Origin of the sequence: [Phormidium] sp. LEGE 05292, assembly GCF_015207735.1 — a bacterium.
Lineage (GTDB): Bacteria > Cyanobacteriota > Cyanobacteriia > Cyanobacteriales > Aerosakkonemataceae > Floridanema.
Genome location: NZ_JADEWG010000019.1, coordinates 1 through 18,612 on the forward strand (window position 1 = coordinate 1; position 18,612 = coordinate 18,612).

Here is an 18,612-nt window from a genome sequence, read left to right on the forward strand (position 1 = left end):
GAGGGGCAGAGGGGCAGGGGGGTAGAATTTATTCTGTTCCCTGTTTCCTGTTCTCTGTTCTCTTTCTTGCCTTCTGCCTTTCTTCCGACTTCTGTTCGCTTAGTTAATTTACTTTGCACCATAATTTTTGCCACTACAACCCCAGACTTCTAGGCTAGCTAAAGTGATTTGTCATTGGTCATTTGTCATTGGTCATTTGTTTAATATTTTCCAGTGATTCAACCATTACCAATGACCAACTACCAATGACCAATAACTAAACAGTAACAACGGTTTCAGTCTGAGTTGCGCCGATCGCACCAGAATAAATTAATCCTCGCTGCATATCCAGAGTTAAAATTGCGCCGTCGCGGATGCAACTAGTGGCATTTTTCACACCGACTATTACCGGGATACCCAAACGTAAACCGATGACTGCGGCGTGACTGGTGAGGCTTTCGTCTTCGGTGATGATACCTGCGGCTTTGCGAATGGCATCGACGTATTCCGCACTGGTACGGGAGGCGACTAAAATTTCTCCGGGGTTAAAGTTAGAGACATCGGCATAGTTAGCTGCTACCCTCGCCCTACCACTGACTGAACCAGAACCCAAGGCTGTACCTTTACCGAGTACTGCGGTTACTACTTCCACTTTAATCAAATCTGTGGAACCGGACACGCCTTGCAGAGTTCCGGCTGTCATTACTACTAAGTCACCTTCGGTGACTAGATAATTTTCCCGTGCCACATTAATGGCAGCTTGGAAGGTTTGACTGGTGGAAGGTAAGTCTAAAACTAATAGGGGTTTAACGCCCCAAACTAATTGTAATTGTCTGGCAACATCGACGTGGGGTGTAACTGCCAAAATGGGGGTTTTGGGCCGGAATTTGGAGACGTTTCTGGCTGTTGCGCCGGATTTAGTCAAACTCATGATTGCTGTAGCGTCTAGCTGTTCGGCTATGTGTCCGACTGCTTGGCTAATAGCGTTGGGAATGGAAGGGCTGCTATTAGCGATCGTAGCGACGGTGGGTTGTTGCGCTTGTTCTTGTTCGATTCTGACGGCGATGCGTGCCATTGTTGCTACGGCTTCGATCGGATATTTACCCACAGCAGTTTCGTTGGAAAGCATCACGGCATCGGTCCCATCGAGGATCGCATTGGCTACGTCGGAGATTTCAGCGCGGGTGGGACGGGGGCTACCCACCATGCTATCAAGCATTTGGGTGGCAGTGATGATGGGGATTCCTAAACGGTTGGCAAGGACGATTAATCGCTTTTGTAGGATGGGTACGTCTTCGGCGGGTAGTTCTACGCCTAAGTCGCCTCTGGCTATCATTACGCCATCGCAGAGGGGGAGGATGGCTTCCATTTGTTCGATCGCTTCATGCTTTTCGATTTTGGCGATCACTGGTACTTGTTTGCCAGCACTGAAAATCAATTCTTTGATTTCTAGTACGTCTTGGGGATTTCGCACGAAGCTTAATGCTACCCAGTCTACACCTTGGTCTAAGCCGAACATTAAGTCTTTGCGGTCTTTGTCGGTGAGGGCTTTGATGGAGAGGTAGACTCCGGGGAAGTTTACGCCTTTGCTGTTGGAAAGGACTCCGCCGACGACGACGCAGCAATGTAGTTCTTGGGTGATGCGATCGACTTTTTCCACGACCATTTCTACTTTGCCGTCGTCTAGGAGGATGGTAGCGCCTTCGGGGACTTCTTCGGCTAGTCGATCGTAGGTGACGGAACTAATTTCTTCGGTGCCTAAAACTTGACGATTGGTTAAAGTAAAGCGATCGCCTTTTTTCACCACCACAGACCCTTGTTCAAATTGCCCTAATCTGATTTTCGGGCCTTGTAAGTCTTGCAGTATCCCCACTGGCTGATTAAGCTCAAAGGAAGTTTGCCGAATTAGGCGAATATTCCGTTGGTGTTCATCGTGTGTACCGTGAGAAAAGTTTAGGCGTAAGGTGGTAGCACCAGCTTCGATTAAAGCACGCAAAACTTCGGGAGTACGGGTAGCAGGGCCAATTGTGGCAACTATTTTTGTTCTTCGCAGGTATTTTTCAGATGGCATTTTGATCTATCCACAAAGGTAGAAGGAGGCTGGGGACTGGGAAAAATTGACCAAGATTTACAGAATCCTGCTCATCATGTAAATCCATAAATCCTGATCCTGTTTTGAGTTATGAGTTTTCAGTTAAAGGGAATCTATTAATCTAACACTTCAATACTCACAACTCATCACTGTACCTTAATCAGATAGCAACAAACTTTATTGTTTGAGTGTCAGTATCGTATACTACGCGATGGAAGTTAACAGGAGTAATGATACTGATGTCGGAGGCACAGAAGCCGCTGACAGTACCAAAGGAGTTGTTGCAACCTCCCGGCGATTTTAATCCTACGCTGCTGATGTTTTGTGTCGCAGTCGGAATGGTCATACTTTCCACTTGCGGGTATTGGTGCTGGGAATGGCCTGATTGGTGCTGTTTTTCGATTAACGTGATTGCTTTACACATGGTCGGGACTGTGATTCATGATGCTTCTCACAATGCTGCCCATCGCGATCGCGTCATCAATGCTATGTTAGGGCATGGTAGCGCCCTAATGTTAGGTTTTGCTTTTCCAGTTTTTACGCGGGTACATATTCAACATCACGCCCATGTCAATGACCCAGATAATGACCCTGACCATTTTGTTTCTACTGGTGGGCCATTATGGTTAATTGCGGCGAGGTTTTTCTATCACGAAGTTTACTTTTTTAAACGGCGTTTATGGCGCAAATATGAGTTGTGGGAATGGTTTTTTAGCAGGTTGTTTGTCGCCACAATTGTCTATTTTGCTTGCCAACATGGAATTTTAGGCTATGTTTTGAATTTCTGGTTTTGCCCAGCTTTAGTAGTAGGTTTGGCGTTAGGGTTGTTTTTTGATTATCTACCCCATCGTCCTTTTAAGGAGCGCGATCGCTGGAAAAATGCTAGAGTCTATCCTAGCCCCATTCTTAACATCCTAATCTTAGGTCAAAACTATCATCTGATTCATCATTTGTGGCCTTCAATTCCTTGGTATCATTACCAAACGGCTTACCGTGCCACTCAGCCTCTTTTAGATGAAAAGGGCTGTTATCAAACTTTGGGATTGTTCCAAGGCAAAGATTTTTGGAGTTTTGTCTACGACATCTTTTTAGGAATTCGTTTTCACGGGAAAAAGAATTCTCATCGGCAGTTGGAAGAGGTTTAGCAAAATTTACTGAATATATCGATAATTGAGGTAAATTTAATAATTCCCTAGAAGCAAGATTTATTTCTTGCTTATTTTTTTGGCAAATTTACAATTTCTCAATTCTATTGTAGAATCTGCCACAAGGAACTGCTACTACGGGAAGCAAACAAATGCTCAGTGCCAACGAACTGTTTAATGAAACTTACTATCTAGATAATAATTTAGACCTTTCTGTAGCTTTGAGTAATAACATTATTCCTAACGGCTTTGCTCACTTTAACGGAATTGGAAAGTCAGAAAATCGCAGTCCCAGCGGGCTCTTTGATAGTGACTTCTATCTACAAACTTATTCTGATGTAGCCTTAGCTGTTCAGAATAAGACAACTACTGCATTTGACCACTTTATTTTATCCGGTCAATTTGAAGGACGCGACCCTAATTCTGCATTTCATACCGCTCTTTATTTACAACAAAATCCAGATGTAGCGGCGGCGGCGCAAAGAAAGGAAATAACAGCCTTTGAACATTTTGTTAAATATGGTATCAATGAAGGACGTTCTCCCGCTGCTATTTTCAACCAACCTAACCCAGAAAAGTGGACTTTTTCCTTAGATGATTACACAATTGAACACCAAGGAATCAATAACCTAGATATCAATGTTGAATATACCTACAAAGATGGAATTACCTATTCAGAATACCCGGATTTTGTGCCGATCGCGCAGAGTGTGAATCAGTTTTTAGTTAATTACCCCAACGAAACCGACTTTTGGGAAATTCTCAACAAAAACCTCACGCAAAAACTTTTGGATGAAAATCCAGTAATGCAGTCTGTGACTGTTGACATTGATGTTTTACCCAGTATTTCATTACCTTACCAACGTTCTAGTACAGTTACCCGTGACAGACAAGGAAAATTAGAGGAAAAATGGGATTTCAAAATTCCGCAATATACTATTCAGCACCAAGGATTAAATACTTTAAACCTTGATGTTAATTATACCTTTAAACCAGGAATAAGCAATAGCCAATATCCTGACTTTGTACCAATTTATAATCGCATTAATAATTTCCTAATTAACTATCCCAACGAAACTGATTTTTGGGAAATAGTCAATAAAAACTTAACTCAGCAAATCCTCTCTGAACATCCCGAATTTGCCGACTTTAAAGTTAATTTAGAAGTGCTGCCAACTAACAGTTTACCATATACCAGAAGCAGCACTGTGACCCGAACTCAACCACAGTTATTAAATGTGCCGGAAACGTTTTTAGTAGGAAATACTAGAGGTAACAACGTAGTCAGATTTGATGCCAAGACAGGTAGCTATTTAGGTGAATTTATTAGTGCTGGTAGCGGGGGATTGTTCGCTCCTGATAATATTATTTTAGGGCCTGATGGTAATAATGATGGCATCAGTGACCTTTACATTACTAGCGGTGACAAACCTGCAACTTCTACAGGACAAGGCGCTTCGGGAATTTTGCGTTTTGATGGGAGAACGGGGGCATTTATCGATCGCTTTGTCACCGATAATCCCAACACGCCTAACATTGATGAAACGGGTGGTTTGTTGCGTCCTTATGGTTCAGCCTTTGGCCCCGATGGTAAACTTTATGTTAGCAGTTTCTTAACTGACCAAATTTTACGCTATGACGGCACAACTGGGCAATTTATTGATGTTTTTGCTAAAGGAAATCAACAATCTGGGGGATTAAATGGCCCGAATGGAATAATTTTTGGCCCTGATGGTTATCTCTACGTTACTAGCGAAGGAAGTGTAGCGAAAAATGGTACAGCAGATTTCAGTGCTGGCTTACCTAGTCAGGTATTACGTTATGATATTAAAACAGGTGAATCGAAAGTAATTGCTTCACCGCAAGCTGCACCTAATGGGAATGGTTTTGTCAGTCTTTTAGGGTTAGCTTTTGGCCCTAATGATGGTCTACTTTACGTGAGTGATTTCGCTAATGATATCCGCAAATATAATGTGCAAACTGGCGATTTGTTGGGAGTAATTTCAACAAATTATACAGGAACAAATACAACTAATAACTTTACTGGTGGGTTAACTTTTGCCGGAGATGGCAATCTTTATACTGTAGGTTTTGACTATCGGGAAGGTGCGAATAATATTGGGGCAATTTTAGGATTTAACCCAGTAACAGGGGCAAAAATACCTGCACCAAATAATTCAAACAGCAATACTTTTGTCCCGCCAGATCCTACGTTGAATCGTCCAGTTGGGATTCTTTCTTATATCCCTAAAACAACGGGAGATTTAAAAGAAGAATGGTCGTTTAAGTTCCAAAATTACCCAATTCAACATCAAGGTTTGAATAATTTGAATATTGATGTTGATTACGTCTACAAACGGGGAATTAAAAATAATGAATACCCAGATTTTGTACCAATTTATCAGGGAATAGATAAGTATTTGGTGAATTACCCGAATGAAGGTGATTACTGGGAAATTTTGAATAAGAATGTGACGCAGAAAGTTTTGACGGAAAATCAGACAATTGATGCTATAACTATTAATTGGAATGTGCTGCCATCACCATCTTTACCTTACAATCGTTCTAGTATTGTGACGCGAAATCGCCAAGGGTTACTAGAAGAGAAATGGAACTTTAAAATTCCTAATTATGCGATCGCACATCAAGGTTTAAATACTTTGAATTTAGATGTGAATTATACCTTTAAACAAGGGATAACTAATGCAGAGTATCCTGATTTTGTACCGATTTATAAGCGGGTAGACGAAGTGTTGCGAAATTACCCAGACGAAAATCAATTTTGGGAAATTCTGAACCGGAATTTGACAAGTTTAGTGTTAAGAGAAAATCCGGTATTGGCAGATGCTACTATTGGGGTAAGTGTTTTACCAACGGAAAAGTTACCTTATAATCGGGGTAGTTTGGTGAAGAGATCGTAATTCTGATTATAAACCGCAGATGCACGTAGATAAACGCAGATAAAAACAGATAAATATCTGTGTGCATCGCATAAAATCAAGCTAAAATTATCTATTATCTAAATGTTTGCTACAGATGCTTGGGAGGGGCGGGTTTTGATTTCAATTTATTGCTGGGTATTGGGAACTTCTGGCTAAACCCGCCCCTACCTCATTTGTATCAATCATTTGTGTAAACGGTATTACTCGGTAGTGTTTCCTTGGTGGGATCGATCGCATCAAGCATTACGGTTAAATGTGCCTGCTTCAGAAATTGCGATCGGAGTTCCTGTCTATTTAAAACCTGATTTACAATACACCAGTAGATTAACTCACTCTCCATAAACAGTAACCATGACCTTTCTTTGACGTGCTTTATTATCACAATCAATGTGAAAAATTTGTTGCCAAGTTCCCAAAACTAATTTACCGTTAGCGATCGGCACAGTCAAAGAAGGGCCAAGCCAAGTTGCTTGTAAATGGGAATGTCCATTACCATCATGCCAGGTTTGTTCGTGAAAATAATCCCGACTGGGAGGAATCAATTTATTGAGAATTTCCGGTAAATCTCTTTGCAATCCCGATTCAAATTCAATTGCTCCAATTGCCCCAGTACTACCAACATTAAAAACATTAACCATTCCCTTTTGAATTCCCGAATTTTTCACAACCTGATTTACTTTTTCCGTCAAGTCGTGCATATCACCATTTCCCTTAGTTGAAATATTGATTTGCTCTTGATGAACCATAAATTAGCCTCTAACACTTTTGTTTTTTACTTATAATTAACACATATTAGATACCAATACTCAATGATTCAAAGAAAAAATTTTTGAACCGAGTTCGCGTAGCGTGTGCGTAGCAAGTAAGACGCGAAAGACGCGAAGAAAGAAGAGAGGAAGAGAAGATTTGAAAATTGATTTAGGATTGCTATAGCCTCTTCGTCTTCTCCTTCGCGCTCTTCGCGTCTTTGCGGTTCAAAAAAAAAATATCGATCGCCACTCACCAAATACACATTTGCGGTTACAATTGAAAAGCGTTCCCTCACCAAGGGGAGAGGCAAAGGAGTAAGAAAAGACTCAATTGCCCGATCGCAAATTATCGATCGCCAATAACGCTATTAACAGAAAAAATAGGTCTAAAAATTGAATTTAAGACCTGAACAGCAGCGATCATGCCATGTCGGAGAATCTATTGTGACAGTAAGAGTTAGAATCGCCCCAAGTCCCACAGGAAATTTACACATCGGTACGGCAAGAACAGCAGTATTTAACTGGCTATTTGCCCGTCATCAAGGTGGGACATTTATTTTGCGAATTGAAGATACAGACTTAGAAAGATCGCGCTCCGAATACACAGAAAATATCCTTGAGGGTCTAAAATGGCTAGGATTAAATTGGGATGAAGGGCCATTTTTTCAAACAAAACGATTGGATTTGTATCGCCAAGCCATCCAAAAACTATTAGATCAAGGCTTGGCTTATCGGTGTTATTCCACAGAAGAAGAACTGGAAAAAATGCGGGAAGCGCAAGTTGCGAGAAAAGAAGCGCCCCGCTATGATAATCGACATCGAAATTTAACAGCAGAACAACAAGCTGCTTTTGAAGCCGAAGGCAGAAGACCAGTAATTCGCTTCAAAATTGAGGACGATCGCGAAATTTCTTGGAACGATATGGTGAGGGGAAGAATCACCTGGAAAGGCAGCGATTTAGGTGGTGATATGGTAATTGCCCGTCGTTCGGAAAGCGAAGATTTCGGTCAACCTTTGTACAATTTGGCTGTAGTTGTAGATGACATTGATATGCAAATTACTCATGTCATTCGCGGCGAAGATCACATTGCCAATACTGCTAAACAAATTCTTCTGTATCAAGCTTTGGGATCGGCAGTTCCCGAATTTGCTCACACTCCTTTGATATTGAATAAGCAAGGACAAAAGCTTTCCAAACGCAAAGGTGTCACCTCGATTTTTGACTTTAAAAAGTTAGGATTTACCCCCGAAGCTTTAGGAAATTACATGACTTTGTTGGGTTGGTCTTCACCAGATTCTACTAAAGAAATTTTCACTTTAGAACAAGCTGCAACTGAATTTACTTTCGATCGAGTTAACAAAGCAGGAGCAAAATTTGACTGGGATAAATTGAACTGGATTAACAGTCAATACTTGCATAAATTACCAGTTAGCCAATTAACAGATTTGTTAATTCCTTTCTGGCAAGAAGCAGGTTTTACATTCGATCCTGAGAGCGATCGCCCTTGGCTAGAACAAATCACCGCTTTGATTGGCCCTAGTTTGATTCGTTTACCAGTTAGCGATCGAGCTTGGTTAGACCAAATGTTAACCCAAATTCCTGACATTACTGCTGTCCCCGATCCAGTAGAAATGAGCCGCTATTTCTTCGTATCTCAAGTAGAATTCACCGAAGAAGCCAAAGCACAATTACAACAAGAAGGCGCAAAAACTGCCTTAGAAGCAATTCAAAATGCCCTAGATAATCAGGAATTAACCGCAGAATTAGCCCAAGGAATTATTAAACAGGTAACAAAAGAACAAAACCTGAAAAAAGGTGTAGTAATGCGGAGTTTAAGAGCCGCTTTAACAGGCGATGTTCATGGCCCTGATTTAACCGAATCTTGGGTAATTTTACATCAGAAAAAACTGGATAAAGCCCGCTTACAAGAAGCATTATCTCAGGCGAAATAAGACCTGCTGTAGAGGCGTTTCATGAAACGTCTCTACATAAAATTAAAATCAGATAGAGCGATCGCTAAACCAATCATGATAAAATAATCAACATTATTTACTCCCCTGCACAAATCATTATGTACCAACAGATTTTGCAAGTTCTAAATAATTCTCCTTTCACTAATCGTCACTCAGTTTTAAGTTTATTCATACTTTTATCTTTTAACTTACTCTTAACTACAAAAACTCAAGGACAATTAACTCCTAATCCCAATATTCCTATTTTCCAAAGCGTTACAATTGACCCTAAGTTTCGACCAGACCCACAAATTATTTCTGGGATTAGTGGGGGAATGGAACCTGCTAGGGAAATTGCAGGTCGAAGAGATACAGAAATTGGCCCTTGTACGGGTTTTGTCGATCGCAATCCTAATCACACATTACTAATAACTTCTCCTTTAAATTATTTGCGAGTTCAAGTTATTAGTCCCGCCGATACAATATTAATAATTAGTGGCCCTGGTGGTACTTGGTGTAATGATGATTATGCAGGAAAAAATGCGGGAATTGCTGGTCAATGGTTGCCTGGAACTTATAGCATTTGGGTTGGTTCTTATCAGAAAGATAGATATGCACCTTATAAAATTTTGTTCTCTGAGGTGGAGTGATATTTTTTTGAACCGCAGAGTCTGTCTTATAACATAAATCATGGAATATCAACAGCAAATCCAACAAGTAATAACCACACTCGAAAAAGACTTACCCACACTTTTCGAGAAAGACATTTCTTATGATATTTACACCAAAGATATCTACTTTCAAGACCCCGTTAACAAATTCAAAGGCAAACTCAACTATCGAATTATCTTTTGGACATTGCGATTTCACGGCAAGCTATTCTTCACCGAACTTTACTTTGATTTGCATGAGGTGAAACAAACCGCAGCAGATATTATTTTGGCAAACTGGACTGTTAGAGGCAAGTTACGCCTTCCCTGGAAAGCTAACATATTTTTCAATGGTTACTCAACTTACAAATTAACCAAAGAAGGCTTAATTTACGAACATATTGACACATGGGATCGTCACCCAAGTGAAATTTTAAAACAGTTTCTCCCTCAAAAAAACAACCCTAATTAAAAAGGTAAAAGGTCAAGAGTAAAGGTAATTAATTTTGACTTAAATAACCCTCTCCGTGAATTTGGGGGAAAATCCGATAGGAATTTTCATCTATCATTATCTGACTAGGTGAAGTTTCTTGTTCCATATTCACTAAATTATATTTGATATCTCCTGTATACAGTGTTAAAATAATCTGAATAACCTCCAGAAAGTTAATTACCCATTGACAATCCTGCTCTGAGTAATTTCCATAATAATCAACCAATTTTGACATACATAATTCTAAAAAAGTCCGCGAATGAGGAGAAATTAATAATACTTTGAGAAGCAAAATTCCTAAAGTTAAGGCATTACCTTGGGAAGCAATTAAAACAAACAGCTCGGAGGGTTGATTATTCTTGTCAATAGTCAAATATTCAATCATCCGATTAGCAGTCCTTAAAATCAAAATATTTTGCAACGCTTGCCGATCTTCATGTTGATAAAGAGCATCTAACTTTTGCGTTAGCTGCATTTTTATAGATTTTACTATCTCGGCACTTTCTAAAGAAAATATCAGATAATTCAACAAACTTTGTTTAAATTGACGGTAACTTATTCCTTGAGTTTGATTCAAAAAGATAGCTGCTAAATTTACATGGCTAAAAGCGCCATTTTTTGCCAGGACTTTCTTAATTAACCGTAAGGCTTCATCACCCAAAGCTGTAGGATTTTTAACCTTGCTCTTACTAGATAAAGTACGATTAGAATGAACCGTATACATCGCCAGATCAAACTTGTATTTATCTTGCAACTGTTGTGACAATCTTCTCGCAGCTTGGCGTTGTTCTAAAGAATTTTCCGAATTAAGATACTGAGGAGTTAGTAAATAAGAAGTATAACGAGATTTCCAGTTTCCTGTTTGCTGACGATCGTATCTTGAAGCAAATAGTTTTACTTCTTGATAATCTTGGCTTTTCATAAAATTAATTATCCAACTTCTCAGACTCCGCAGAAATGTGGATGAACCACTATAGTTGAGATGAGGAACAGAAAGCTTTTCAATTAAAATTTGAGCATATTGATATTTCCTGCTATAAATCCAGGTGTTGAGCAAAATATAAATACAACGTTTCAGAGTATTTCTAAACTCTTGCTCATTTTGAGATAAAACTATGATCTTCAAAGCTTTTTCAATTTCAAGATTACAGTCAAAACTAGGATTAATAAATAACTTTTCAAATTTTGTTAACACTATCTCTGGTGCAGCAGATTTGGCAACATTTAGGAAAAATAGCCAAATTCTCTCTTGTGCAGCAGCAATATGTTTTCCCTGTTTATTGAACTGACTGGGTAATTCATCTATCTCGATATTACTTACGGTATTGTCGAAAGAGGGAATTCTAATTACTCTTAACTGGTTAATTTTAGGTTGGGATACAAAACTCTGTGATAGCATTGGTAGATCCATTAATTCTTGATATCAATATACATTTTTCTTTGCTTAGAAAAAATGTTAACCTAACCATAACCTGATTTTTTCGGATATAACTAGAGGTTTTTATTAATTTTTACAGAAAAAATATAATTTTAGGTTGTGTTGTAAAGTTTATATAAATTTTTGCTCAATCTGAATTAATATTTTTACCATGACAGATAATTTTTCAAAAGCGCGACTAATTGACTATTTTCCGCTATTCGGGGTGAACGGTGCAACTTAACGCACCATTCCTGTCCTATTTTTGCAAAAATTCCCGCATATATTGATTTACCAACTCCGGCTTTTCTTGCTGTACCCAGTGACTAGCATCAGGAATATATTTAAGTTGAAAATCTTTGACATACGCTTCTGTTCCGAAAGTGAGTTCCTTACCAAGCGCAGTATCCTTTTCTCCCCAAATCATCAAAGTTGGTACTTCCAAAATACCCCAATTATCATTCAACAATTTCTGTTGAAAAATATTGCGGTAATAATTCAAACTTGCGGTTAATGCACCACGTTTCGCAGCGGCATCTTTGTAAGCTTCAATATCTGCTTGAGTAAAGGCATTTTTGTCTACTGCCATGCCAGTAAACAGATTATCAATTATTTGATAATCGAATTGTTGAATTACAATTTCTGGTAGCCAAGGTAACTGAAACAAAAACATATAATAACTGCGGAGTAACTGTTGCGGAGTGCGGATACCTTGAGCAAATTTAGCGGGATGGGGAATGTTTAACACAATTAATTTTTCCACCATTTCGGGATAGGCGTAAGCAAAACACCATGCGATCGCACCACCCCAATCATGACCTACCAACACACATTTATTGTAACCCAATCCCTCAATTATTCCCTTCACATCTTTAATAAATTCATCCATCACATAAGCCGATTGATTTGCAGGTTTTTCACTATCATTGTAGCCACGCAAATCAACAGCCACTACCTTACGATCTTTAGCAAATTCGGGAATTTGATGTCGCCAAGAATACCAAAATTCAGGAAAACCATGCAACATTAACATCAAGGAACCTTCTCCCTTAGTCACGTAATGTAGCTTCACGCCGTTGCTGTAGATACGATCGTGCTTCCAAGAATTTTCTGTGCCAAACATCGCTGTCTCCTCAGTTGCTTTCTTTATCTTAACAACCTTGGTAATAATAGCACTATTTCCTAAAGAAAGCTGTAATCATAGAAATTACTGAAATAACAAAATTAACAACTAAATTTGACTTAAAATACTTTCTCCATAAATTTGAGGAAAAATGCGATAGCAATTTTCATCTATCATTGTATGGCTAGGTGAAGTTTCTCGCTCCATATTAACTAAATTATATTTCACATTTTCTGTATACAGCGTTAAAATAATCTGACTAACCTCCAGAAAGTTAATTACCCATTGACAATCCTGCTCTGAGTAATTACCATAATAATCAATCAATTTTGACATACATAATTCTAAAAAAGTCCGTGAAGGAGGAGAGATTAATAATACTTTGAGAAGCAAAATTCCTAAAGTTAAGGCATTACCTTGGGAAGCAATTAAAACAAACAGCTCAGAGGGTTGATTATTCTTGTCAATAGTTAAATATTCAATCATCCGATTACAAGTTCTCAAAATCAAACCGTTTCGCAACACTTGTTGATCTTCATGTTGATAAAGAGCATCTAACTTCTGCGTTAGCTGCATTTTTATAAATTCTACTAAACCTGAATTGTCTAAAGAAAATATTAGATAATTCAGTAAACTTTGTTTAAACTGACTGTAATTTAGTCCTTGAGTTTGATTCAAAAAAATACTAGCTAAATGTACATGATTAAAAAAGCCAGGGGTTGCCAGAACTTTCTTAATTAACCTTAAAGCTTCGTCACCCAAAGCTGTAGGATTTTTAACTTTGTCATTCCAAGATGGAGTAGTATGAGAATGAGCCGTATACATTGCCAGATCGAACTTGTATTTATCTTGCAACTGTTGTGACAATCTTTTCGCAGCTTGGCGTTGTTCTAAAGAATTTTCCGAATTAAGATACTGAGGAGTTAGTAAATAAGAAGTATAACGAGATTTCCAGTTTCCTGTTTGCTGACGATCGTATCTTGAAGCAAATAGTTTTACTTCTTGATAATCTTGGCTTTTCATAAAATTCATCATCCGGCTTCTCAGACTCCGCAGAAATGTAGATGCACCACAATAACTGAGATGAGCAACGGAAAGTTTTTCAATTAAAATTTGAGCATATTGGTATTTTCTGCTATAAATCCAGGTGTTGAGCAAAATATAAATACAGCGTTTGAGAGTATTTCTAAACTCTGGCTCATTTTGAGATAAAACTATGATCTTCAGAGCTCTTTCAATGTCAGAATTAGACAAAAAACTAGGATTAATAAATAAGTTTTCAAATTCTGTTAATACCAGCTCTGGCACAGTAGATTTGGTAAGATTGAGGAAAAATTGCCAAATTTCCTCTTGTGCAGCAGCAATATGTTTTCCCTGTTTATTTGACTGACTGGGAAATTCATCTAACTCGATATGACTTACGGCATTATCGAAAGAGTGGGTAGTTTTAGTTTGAGATACAAAAGTTTGAGGTGGCATTGGTAGATGGATTAACTCATAATGTTAATTTACTGTTTTTTCTCTACTAAATAGGTGATTGAACGCTGCAATTAATGATGATAGTAGTCTAAGTGTTTAGTGAGAGTAAATACTTAAGTTTTGTGATGCCAATCACTAGGTAGAGATTTTGAATTAATATTAAGTAACACGAAACAAATGAGTAGAGTACGATCGCCATAAATTACCAGATTCACAACATTTAGCACCCTGTGAACGGAAAAACACGAGTTTTCCTTTATACTTGAAAGGCTATTCTACTCTTTCAAAAGATGCACCTGGACAGAAACAGAAATACATACCCTTGGGGTATTGCTTAAGTTAAGAATAAACTGACTCCCCGGTTCTGGCTAGGGTTTCTCAGTAATCTTAACTAAAAAAATATACTTTGATGTTACTTTGTAAGCTTGATATAAATTTATTGTACAATTAAAGTTAATATAAGAAAATACCGATCGGTTTAATTTATTCTTAAATTTTATTGGTTTAAAATAAATAAATTTATATAAATTCACCTACTCTCGATAATTAATTCAGTCAGCTTAAACAAACTTCATCACATCTCCGATAAATTTGGCAATTGAGGAAAACAGCCAGAAAAATAAAAGTTAGTATTGTTCCCAGCAGATGAGACTAAAAATGACCGATAATTTCCCAAAAGCGCGACTAATTGAATTATTTTCCGCCATTCAGGGCGAAGGACTGAACGTTGGTACACGCCAAATCTTCATCCGCTTTGCCATTTGCGACTTGCGTTGCCACTATTGCGATAGCGCCCACACCTGGCAAACACCACCCACCTGTAAAATCGAACAAACACCCGGAAAACGCGATTTCGTCAACTATCCCAATCCCGTCGAGCTACCATCGTTATTGGACTGGGTAGAAAAGCAAAACCAACTAGGGTTGCATGACAGCATCAGTTTGACTGGTGGTGAACCGTTACTTCACGCAAATTTTTTAGTTCAATTTCTCCCCCAAGTACGTAATCTCACTGGATTGCCTATCTACTTAGAAACAGGCGGACATCGCCCGGAAGAATTAGCAATGGTTTTACCCTATTTAGATTCTGTGGGTATGGATATCAAATTGCCCAGTGTCAGCGGCGAAAATCATTGGTCAGCGCATCAAAAATTTTTAAAATTATGTCATGATGCTAAATTGGAAACTTTTGTCAAGCTGATTATTTCCAGTCAAACCGATCCCAAAGAGTTAGAATTAACCGGAGAATTAGTAGCAGCTTGCGACCCAAAAATTCCCGTATTTCTGCAACCTGTAACGCCTCTTGCTAATCAACCAAGAATATTAGCCCCTGCACCAGATTTGGTGTTAGAATGGCAAGGTTTAATGAAGCGATTTGTTAAACAAGTGCGGGTAATTCCTCAAACTCATAAAATGATTGGTCAGCTTTGATTTTTTTTGAATAATTTAAATTTGTGATATGGAATACCTAGTTAAAGTTTTGGAACCGACAGATTTGTGGTATCTGCAAAATAACATTAACAAAGAAACTAACAAATATTACCATCCTACGAAAAACATTCCCTTTGCCCAGCAAGTAGAAATCCATCTGGAAAATTCGGGAGTAATCATTCAAAAAGGCAGTTTACACAGATGTATGGGTAAATTATCTTATGAAATTTACAAAACTGATAACCGTTTAAGAGATATTTGGGTGGCTTTGACCACAGAAATTGAATATAACGCCCCTGTTTATAAAGGTACTGGTACTGTGCATTTAGAACCGCGACAAAAAGGGAATTTTTTGCATTATACACCGATCGCCATTTCCGACCAAGAACAATGGGAATTCGATGATGGTATATTTCAATTCTGCTCCGATAATGTAGTAATTGGAGCAAAAAGATTGAAGTATCGACAAATGATTGGTTCGAGCGATGGTAAATGGAGAATTGCTGTAAAAGCTTTGCCAAATAAAACAGCCAAAGCTGTAGCTGGAACAATTGCACCCGCAAAAGTGGTGGAATTAAACAGAGGTGAAATTTTAATTGCTGATTTTGATATGGTTAAAGGTTACACTAAAGGAATTGTCGAAGATTATCGGAAATTGGGGCATTTTGGTAGAGGTGGCGGTGAAGGTTTTGTCTGGGTTTATGAGGGAGAAGGTAAATTATTAGTCACTGAAACCGAGGGAATGGGATTAGGTTAATTATATTAATACCAATTCTCTATGAAGATGCGCTGTACGGAACCCCTCCCCAAACCCCTCCCCGTCTACGGGGAGGGGCAATGATTAAGCGCAATTTTACGGAGAATTGGTATAAGATACCCGACTTCTTCAAGAAGTCGGGTATCTGGAGGATATTTGATTACTGAAGATTCAACCAATTAATTACACCCAAAGAAGTTAGAGTTCCGACAAAGTGAGCTGTGATTCCATTCATGTTTGCTGCTGCTACGAAAATATTTAACGACCTAATAATTCTCGTGGGGTCGTAAATTGCTACACCTTGAGGTTGAGCTAAATAATCTTTTGGCTGAATTTACTGGTTTAGCAGCAAATTAATTCGGGAAAGATTCCTTTAGTTTCCCCATTAATTCGCTGATAAGCACGATTTATTGCACTTAAAATTGCTAAGAATGAAGCGGCGACAATGTTGGAGTGAATCCCTACTCCGTAGAGAGAACCGGAAATAAAATTACCTCCGATTTCCACAAAAGCGATCGCCTCTGCATTGCTACCTTGAGAAAGCGATCGCTCTTCATAATAATCTACACGCAATCCCAAATTTAAAGCATTGAGAAACGCATCAATGGGGCCATTGCCACTACCATTAATAGTTACAAACTTGCCGTTAATTTGTAATGTTGCCGAAATTCTTTGCATTTCTCCGACTACATCGGTTTCAAACAATTGATGAGAGATATATTTAAATGGTGCAGTAGCTTGCAAATATTCGCGATCAAACAACTGTTTTATGTCAGATGAAGACATTTCTCGACCTTCATTATCCATCACCTGTTGGACTACTTGACTAAACTCTATTTGCAACCTTCTCGGCAAGACTAAATCATAATCTCGTTCCAACAAGAAAGTGATTCCACCTTTTCCAGATTGACTATTTACCCGGACAATTGATTCGTAATTTCGACCGACATCAGCAGGATCGATCGGCAGATAAGGAACTTCCCAAATCGCGTTTTCTGTTCGTGCGGCGAAACCTTTTTTAATAGCATCTTGATGGGAACCAGAAAAAGCTGTAAATACCAAATCTCCCACATAAGGATGACGAGGATGGATGGGTAATTGAGTGCAATCTTCGATCGTTCTTGCGACTTGATTAATCTGCGAAAAATCTAAACCAGGATCGATACCTTGGGTGTAAAGATTCAACGCCAAAGTTACTAAATCAACATTTCCTGTGCGTTCTCCATTACCAAATAAACATCCTTCAACTCTTTGAACACCTGCCATTTGTGCTAATTCTGCTGCCGCAATTGCACAACCTCGGTCATTATGAGTATGAACACACAAAATTATGCTATCTCTTCGTGCTAAATTGCGGTGCATCCATTCTACTTGGTCAGCAAAAACATTAGGTGTTGCTACTTCCACAGTCGCGGGAAGATTAATAATTGCTTGATGCTGAGGTGTGGGTTGCCAAACATCAATTACGGCATCACAAATTTCTTTAGCAAAGTCTAGTTCTGTGGCGGTAAAAGTTTCCGGTGAATATTGAAAATACCAATCAGTATTCGGTTGTTCTGCGCCTAATTCGTTAAATAATTTAGCTGCTTTTACTGCTAAGTCGATCGTCTCGCTTTTATTCAACCCGAACACAGTCTGGCGAAATACAGGAGATGTGGCATTATACAAATGTACGATCGCTTTTTTTGCCCCTGACAAAGCGGCAAATGTCCGGCGAATTAAACTTTCTCTCGCTTGCGTTAATACTTGAATAGTCACATCATCGGGGATTAACTGCTGTTCAATTAAATAGCGAATGAAATCAAATTCTGTCTGTGAAGCAGCAGGAAAACCAACTTCAATTTCTTTAAAACCGATATCAATTAACATTTGAAATAAACGCAATTTACGTTCAATATTCATCGGTTCAATTAATGCTTGGTTGCCATCTCGTAAATCTGTACTCAACCAAATTGGCGGGTTAGTAATCGTTTGGCTGGGCCAAGTGCGATCGACTAAACTAATCGGAGCAAAAGGGCGATATTTAGTAGCAGGATTTTTCAACACGATCGGTTCTTCCTTATTAATTGGGATGACATTAATTGGGATGACAGGCAGGATGCCTGTCCTACGGGACTGGGGACTGGCTACATGGTAAAATTAGGGTATAAATATTAGTAATTTCCCCTACTTTCTTAAATTTTCAAGTTAAATTCACCTGAAATTATTGCTCTATTCGCAACAATTTATTAACCCCAAACTTAGGGATTAATCATGGGAATTAAACTGAAAAAAACCTGAATTAAACTTGTCAAAATTAGTTGCGCCCCAGGCGCAGCAGCAGCCCCAGCCCCAGTAAAAGGCTAGTAATGCTATGTAGAGATGGCTGCTTAGTAAACATAATTTCAACCGCAATGACTAAA

The 18,612-nt window shown here is 38.7% G+C and carries 15 protein-coding genes; 8 read left to right on the forward strand and 7 right to left on the reverse strand.

The window, feature by feature from the left end; genetic code table 11:
• Positions 1–256 precede the first annotated feature (256 nt).
• Positions 257–2,050, reverse strand: coding sequence for a pyruvate kinase (gene pyk / locus IQ264_RS07835; protein WP_193980201.1), 1,794 nt, complete (start codon positions 2,048–2,050; stop codon positions 257–259).
• A gap of 260 nt (positions 2,051–2,310) precedes the next feature.
• Between pyk and crtR the strand changes: the two genes are divergently transcribed.
• The 3 genes from crtR to IQ264_RS33390 all read left to right on the forward strand — a co-directional run bounded on the left by crtR (position 2,311) and on the right by IQ264_RS33390 (position 6,500).
• The gene (crtR, locus tag IQ264_RS07840) at positions 2,311–3,216 is read left to right on the forward strand and encodes a beta-carotene hydroxylase (protein WP_193980202.1); all 906 of its coding nucleotides are present in this window, start codon (positions 2,311–2,313) and stop codon (positions 3,214–3,216) included.
• 152 nt (positions 3,217–3,368) lie between these two features.
• Positions 3,369–6,137: a hypothetical protein gene (locus IQ264_RS07845; RefSeq protein ID WP_193980203.1), complete on the forward strand. Its 2,769-nt coding sequence runs from the start codon at positions 3,369–3,371 to the stop codon at positions 6,135–6,137.
• A gap of 231 nt (positions 6,138–6,368) precedes the next feature.
• Entirely contained in the window at positions 6,369–6,500 is a 132-nt protein-coding gene (locus IQ264_RS33390; RefSeq protein WP_265583025.1) for a hypothetical protein, read from the forward strand.
• Here IQ264_RS33390 and IQ264_RS07850 read toward each other — a convergent pair.
• Positions 6,488–6,904, reverse strand: coding sequence for a secondary thiamine-phosphate synthase enzyme YjbQ (locus tag IQ264_RS07850; RefSeq protein WP_193980204.1), 417 nt, complete (start codon positions 6,902–6,904; stop codon positions 6,488–6,490). The genes IQ264_RS33390 and IQ264_RS07850 overlap by 13 nt on opposite strands.
• A 447-nt stretch (positions 6,905–7,351) precedes the next feature.
• On the opposite strand from IQ264_RS07850, the gene gltX reads away from it, so the two are divergent.
• From gltX to IQ264_RS07865, 3 genes are all read left to right on the forward strand, one after another.
• A complete protein-coding gene (gene gltX, locus IQ264_RS07855; RefSeq protein WP_193980205.1) occupies positions 7,352–8,860 on the forward strand; it encodes a glutamate--tRNA ligase in 1,509 nt (502 codons plus the stop codon).
• A 119-nt stretch (positions 8,861–8,979) separates the two neighbouring features.
• Positions 8,980–9,510, forward strand: a complete 531-nt coding sequence (locus tag IQ264_RS07860; RefSeq protein WP_193980206.1) for a hypothetical protein — start codon at positions 8,980–8,982, stop codon at positions 9,508–9,510.
• A gap of 40 nt (positions 9,511–9,550) precedes the next feature.
• Positions 9,551–9,982 carry a DUF2358 domain-containing protein gene (locus tag IQ264_RS07865; protein WP_193980207.1) on the forward strand — a complete coding sequence of 144 codons (432 nt, stop codon included), beginning with the start codon at positions 9,551–9,553 and terminating at the stop codon, positions 9,980–9,982.
• Positions 9,983–10,010: 28 nt separating this feature from the next.
• Here the strand turns inward: IQ264_RS07865 and IQ264_RS07870 are convergent, their stop codons facing one another.
• From IQ264_RS07870 to IQ264_RS07880, 3 genes are all read right to left on the reverse strand, one after another.
• On the reverse strand, positions 10,011–11,402 hold the full coding sequence (locus IQ264_RS07870; protein WP_193980208.1) for a hypothetical protein: 1,392 nt from the start codon (positions 11,400–11,402) through the stop codon (positions 10,011–10,013).
• A 277-nt stretch (positions 11,403–11,679) separates the two neighbouring features.
• Positions 11,680–12,543, reverse strand: a complete 864-nt coding sequence (locus IQ264_RS07875) for an alpha/beta fold hydrolase (RefSeq protein ID WP_193980209.1) — start codon at positions 12,541–12,543, stop codon at positions 11,680–11,682.
• Positions 12,544–12,651: 108 nt separating this feature from the next.
• Positions 12,652–14,022, reverse strand: coding sequence for a hypothetical protein (locus IQ264_RS07880; protein WP_193980210.1), 1,371 nt, complete (start codon positions 14,020–14,022; stop codon positions 12,652–12,654).
• Between the two features lie 657 nt (positions 14,023–14,679).
• On the opposite strand from IQ264_RS07880, the gene IQ264_RS07885 reads away from it, so the two are divergent.
• Together IQ264_RS07885 and IQ264_RS07890 are read left to right on the forward strand one after the other, a co-directional pair.
• Positions 14,680–15,453 (forward strand): 7-carboxy-7-deazaguanine synthase QueE, encoded by a 774-nt coding sequence (locus tag IQ264_RS07885; protein WP_193980211.1) that lies wholly within the window; start codon positions 14,680–14,682, stop codon positions 15,451–15,453.
• Between the two features lie 28 nt (positions 15,454–15,481).
• Positions 15,482–16,210 (forward strand): AIM24 family protein, encoded by a 729-nt coding sequence (locus IQ264_RS07890; RefSeq protein WP_193980212.1) that lies wholly within the window; start codon positions 15,482–15,484, stop codon positions 16,208–16,210.
• A gap of 160 nt (positions 16,211–16,370) precedes the next feature.
• On the opposite strand, the gene IQ264_RS07895 is transcribed toward IQ264_RS07890, so the two are convergent.
• Positions 16,371–16,544, reverse strand: coding sequence for a DUF3611 family protein (locus tag IQ264_RS07895; RefSeq protein ID WP_193980260.1), 174 nt, complete (start codon positions 16,542–16,544; stop codon positions 16,371–16,373).
• Positions 16,545–16,552: 8 nt separating this feature from the next.
• Entirely contained in the window at positions 16,553–18,256 is a 1,704-nt protein-coding gene (gene leuA / locus IQ264_RS07900; protein WP_193980213.1) for a 2-isopropylmalate synthase, read from the reverse strand.
• Between the last annotated feature and the right edge of the window lie 356 nt (positions 18,257–18,612).

Bases quoted from the DNA above. Each gene is read 5' to 3' on its own strand.
- pyk (WP_193980201.1), bottom strand. From the start codon at position 2,050: ATGCCATCTGAAAAATACCTGCGAAGAACAAAAATAGTTGCCACAATT.
- crtR (WP_193980202.1), top strand. From the start codon at position 2,311: ATGTCGGAGGCACAGAAGCCGCTGACAGTACCAAAGGAGTTGTTGCAA.
- IQ264_RS07845 (WP_193980203.1), top strand. From the start codon at position 3,369: ATGCTCAGTGCCAACGAACTGTTTAATGAAACTTACTATCTAGATAAT.
- IQ264_RS07850 (WP_193980204.1), bottom strand. From the start codon at position 6,904: ATGGTTCATCAAGAGCAAATCAATATTTCAACTAAGGGAAATGGTGAT.
- IQ264_RS07860 (WP_193980206.1), top strand. From the start codon at position 8,980: ATGTACCAACAGATTTTGCAAGTTCTAAATAATTCTCCTTTCACTAAT.
- IQ264_RS07865 (WP_193980207.1), top strand. From the start codon at position 9,551: ATGGAATATCAACAGCAAATCCAACAAGTAATAACCACACTCGAAAAA.
- IQ264_RS07870 (WP_193980208.1), bottom strand. From the start codon at position 11,402: ATGCTATCACAGAGTTTTGTATCCCAACCTAAAATTAACCAGTTAAGA.
- IQ264_RS07875 (WP_193980209.1), bottom strand. From the start codon at position 12,543: ATGTTTGGCACAGAAAATTCTTGGAAGCACGATCGTATCTACAGCAAC.
- IQ264_RS07880 (WP_193980210.1), bottom strand. From the start codon at position 14,022: ATGCCACCTCAAACTTTTGTATCTCAAACTAAAACTACCCACTCTTTC.
- IQ264_RS07885 (WP_193980211.1), top strand. From the start codon at position 14,680: ATGACCGATAATTTCCCAAAAGCGCGACTAATTGAATTATTTTCCGCC.
- IQ264_RS07890 (WP_193980212.1), top strand. From the start codon at position 15,482: ATGGAATACCTAGTTAAAGTTTTGGAACCGACAGATTTGTGGTATCTG.